The organism is Streptomyces sp. NPDC054840 (genome assembly GCF_053611065.1).
On record NZ_JBSGZP010000661.1, the window covers coordinates 1 to 4,050 of the forward strand.

Sequence of the window (4,050 nt, forward strand, 5' to 3'; positions counted from 1 at the left end):
GGGGGCCCGCCGGCGCGGCGCCGGGGCGCGGGGCGGGGCGGGGGGGGCCGGGGGGGCGGGGGCGGCCCGGGCCTCGGCCCGGGTCCGCACAGGGCCGGGGACCGGTCCGGCTCGCGCGGACCGGGGCGCCCTGTCAGCGGGTCAGGACGGAGAGGTCCTGGGCCGCCTTGGGGACCGAGACCGTGGAGTGGTCGTCCGAGAACGCCTGGACGGTGAACATCGCGATGCCCTCGTGCGGGAGGGACAGGGTGCGGACCGCGTGGACCGGGCCGCCCGAGAGGGTCTCGACGGTGAGGGCGTAGGAGCCTTTTCCGCCCGCCGGGGCCAGGGACAGGCTCTGCGTGGTGCCGGCCTTGACCGTGACCTCCTGGGAGGCCGCCTCGCCGCCGCCGGTGCCCGGCGAGGCGGTCACCTTGACCTTCGCGTCGGCGCCCGGGGCGGTCAGGGCCAGCAGGGTGGTGTTCTCCTCGGGCCGGTTGTCGGCCACGGTCGCCCGTACGCCGACCGGTCCGGTGGCCGGGATGAAGCCGATCTCCTGCTTGGCGCCACTGCCGCGGACCACCCGTACCGCCGCGACGACCGGGGCGGACTTCTTGGGGTCGGACGGGGTCAGCAGCAGCGAGCCGGGCTCGCCGCGGGTCAGGTCCTTGAGGTCCACGGCCGCCGTCATACCGGCTTTGACGTGCAGCTGCTCGTTGCCCGCCGGGCTGATCGAGCCGCCCGGTGCGGCGAGGCGCACCTTCAGGTCCGCGTCCTCCTCGCCGGGTGCGAAGACGACCAGCCGTACGGAGGCGGCGTCCGCCGGGATTCCCGGCAGGACGATCGAGCCCGACGGGTCGGCGGAGGCCGGAAGCCAGTCGGCGCCCACGCCCTCCTCACCGACCTGAACGGATGCGCCGACGCGGCCCGCGCGGGTGGTCACGTGGGCGGTGGCGTCCGCGAGCTGGGCGCCCGGGACGAGGGTGGACAGCAGGACGGCCTTGGTGGACCTGGGGTCGACCCGGATGCTCTCGCTCGTGCCGGCGTCGGGCTTGGCCGGACCGTCCGGGCCGAAGATCTTGATGTCGACGATGGCGGCGGCGTCGTCGGGGTTGGTGAGATGGACGTAGTCCTCGCGCCCCTTGGCCATGCTGACCGCGGGGAACCAGAAGTCGGTGCCGGGGGCGGTGCAGCCGACGCCGAGCACGCCCCGGCTGCGGCCGACCGAGATCTTGGTGGTCAGCTGCGCGGTCCAGCCGGGGGCGAGGGCGCCGTCGGCGCTGCCGGTGAGGGCGGGTGCGTCGGCGCCGCTGGCGGTGGCCCCGAAGGGCTTGCCCGGCTCCTTGGGTTCCAGCACCGGCTTGGCGTCCTTGGTCGCGCCGAGCAGCCGGGCCGAGCCCTTGCCCTCGCCGGCGGGGGCGCCGGGGGTGAAGGCCGTGTACGTGGTCTCGGCGATGTCCGAGGAGCTGGGCCCCGGGCACACCAGCAGGGACCGCTCCACCGGCATCCGGGCCGCGGTGGCGGCCTTGGCGTCGGCCGCCTCGCCGCCGGCGGCGGGTGCGGTGAGGGCGGCGACGCCGGTGAGTGCGGCCAGGGCCGCGGTCACCGCCGCCAGCGTCAGGGGTGCGCGCTGCTTCACTGCTGGGAGCTCCCGTCCGGGCGCGGGTCGTGCGGTGCGTGGGGGTGCTGCGGGTCGTACGGCTGGTAGGGCTCGTACGGGTAGGGGTACTGCTGCTGGTTCGGGTTCTGGACCGGCTGGTGCGGGGGCTGCTGCGGGTACGGGTCCTCGTAGGCCTGACCGGTCCGACCGGTCTGCCCGCCCTGCTGGTCGTACTGCGGGTACTGCTCGTAGGGGACCTGCTGCTGCGGCTCGTACGCGTAACCGCCCTGGTCGCCGTACGCCTGGTACGCGTAGCTGTCGTCGCCGTACACGGGCTGCGCCTGCGCCGGGATCTGCGCGTACGGGTCGGCGGCCTCGGCCGTCTCCACCGGTACGGGGGCCGGTTCGGCCTCGGCGCGCAGCCGGCGGGCGCGGCGGCCCTCGCCGGCCTCGCCGGGGCCGGGCGGGGACGGGAGCGCGGCCTCCTCCTCCGGCAGGTCGTCGTCGAGCTCGGCGCGGCGGCCGGGCAGGGCCATCACCAGCAGGACCAGGGCGAGGAGGCCCTGGGCCCAGTACCAGGCGGTCCGCGGCAGGGAGTCCTCGTGGACGAGGTCGAGGCGGCCGCCGTCGGCGGGCAGTTCGAAGCCCTGTGCCCAGCCGTCGAGGGTCTTGGGCTTGAGGGGCTTGCCGTCGAGGGTGGCCTGCCAGCCTTCGTCGGCCCGGTCGGCGATGCGCAGGACGCGGCCCGCGTCGCCGGCGGGGATCTTGCTGTGGGCCTCGACGGGTCCGGCGGCGACGGGGATCGGGGCCTCGCCCTGCTTGCCGGAGACGATGACGGCGCGCGGCAGCCAGGGTTCGACGCCCCACAGGGCGGTGCCGTCCTGCTGGTGGCGGCGGCTGAGGCCCGGGGTGGCGTCGAGGACGCGGCGGATCTCCTCGGGGCCGCCGGGGCGGAACATCACGAAGCGGACGGCGAAGGCGCTGAGCTGGCTGGACTGGTCGGCGCCGGATCCGGCGACGAGGTTGGAGACCACCTTGTCGAGGCGCGCGTCGCCGCCGGTGCGGGCGGTGACCTCCGCGTCGCCGATGCGGCCGCCGGAGCCGCGGACGAGGCTGTAGGAGACGGTGGCGGGCGGCTCCAGGTCGAGGATCAGGGTGCGGGTCTGGTTGTCGTCGCCGCCCGCGTCCGCGACGAAGGCCGGGACCTGTACGGGGTCGCGGCGCTGCAGCGGGCCGTCGGCGCCGGCGACCATCCAGGTGGCGGCGGCGAGCAGCGGTCCCACGGCGGCGGCCAGGGCGATGAGCGCGGCCAGCGGCTGGCGCCAGCCGAAGCTGCGGGCGGCGACGCGTTCCCTGGCTCCGTCGGCGCCCAGCGCGGCGGCCGCGAGCAGGGCGAGCCCGTAGACGAGGGTGGCGGGTCCGGCCCAGGCGGTGCGGTTGAGGACGACGGCGAGCAGGAGCCCGGCCAGGGCGGCCGCCCAGGCGGTGCGGACGGCGAAGGCGCGGTCGGTGCGCAGCAGGGCGGCCAGGGCGGCCAGGACGATGCCGAAGAGCACCGCCACGGGGCCGGTGCCCGGGCCGCCGGGGCTGAGGGCGAGCAGGCCGAGGGCGTCGGCGGAGTCGGCCCCGTACGGGAGTCCGGCCTCGCGCAGGAGGCGGCCGGGGTGCGTGAGCAGGCCCAGTGACCAGGGGGCGAGCACGACGAGCGGGACGCCGAGGGTGGCGAGCAGCCGCAGGCCGTACGCCTTCCAGTGCGCCCGGCGCAGGACCAGCGCGCCGATCCCGAGGACGGCGGCCAGCGGCCATACGACGGGGGTGAAGGCGGTGGTGAGGGTGAGCAGCAGGATGTACGTCCACACCGCGCGCCGGCCGCCCCGCCGGTCGGCGGCTTCCGCGCCGTCGGCGAGGTCGAAGGCGGCGACGGCGGCACGGGCGAGAAGCGGGAGCACGACGGCGAGGACGGCGGTGCCGAGGCGGCCGCCGGCGAGGGCGCCGGTCACGGCGGGGAGGAAGGCGTAGGCGACGGCCGCCCAGGCGCGCAGCAGCCGGGATTCGACGAGCGGGCGGGAGGCGAAGTAGGCGGTGAGGCCGGCGAGCGGGACGGATCCGACGAGCAGCAGGGTCAGGGCGGCCTGGGTGGACCCGAACAGCAGGGTGGCGAGGGTACCGAGGACGGCCAGGTAGGGCGGCGCGGAGGCGGTGGAGCCGGTGCCGACGGCGTGCCAGCTTTCGGTGTAGGCGCCCCAGAGGTCGGAGCCGCTGCCGGGAGCGGGCAGCAGGGCGCCGCCCATGAGGGAGCCGCCGCCGATCAGGCCGCGGCAGGCGGCGAGGGAGACGACTGCCAGGAGGGCGAGGAGTACGGGCGCGGGGTTGCGGGCGAGCCGCTTGAGGCGGGCGAAGCGCTCGGTCTCCACCAGGTAGTCGCCGTCCTCGCGGGGAGCGTCGAGGACGCTGCCTCCGCCGTGCCGGCC

Annotated in this window: 1 protein-coding gene and 1 pseudogene; both read right to left on the minus strand. The window is 76.8% G+C overall.

Annotated features, from left to right (window positions below; all coding sequences use genetic code 11):
• Window positions 1-133: 133 nt before the first annotated feature.
• On the minus strand, window positions 134-1,618 hold the full coding sequence (locus ACWGIU_RS31790; protein WP_453711575.1) for a DUF5719 family protein: 1,485 nt from the start codon (window positions 1,616-1,618) through the stop codon (window positions 134-136).
• Window positions 1,615-4,050: pseudogene (locus ACWGIU_RS31795) on the minus strand (family 2 glycosyl transferase); the annotation flags it as partial. The gene ACWGIU_RS31790 and the pseudogene ACWGIU_RS31795, both read right to left, overlap by 4 nt.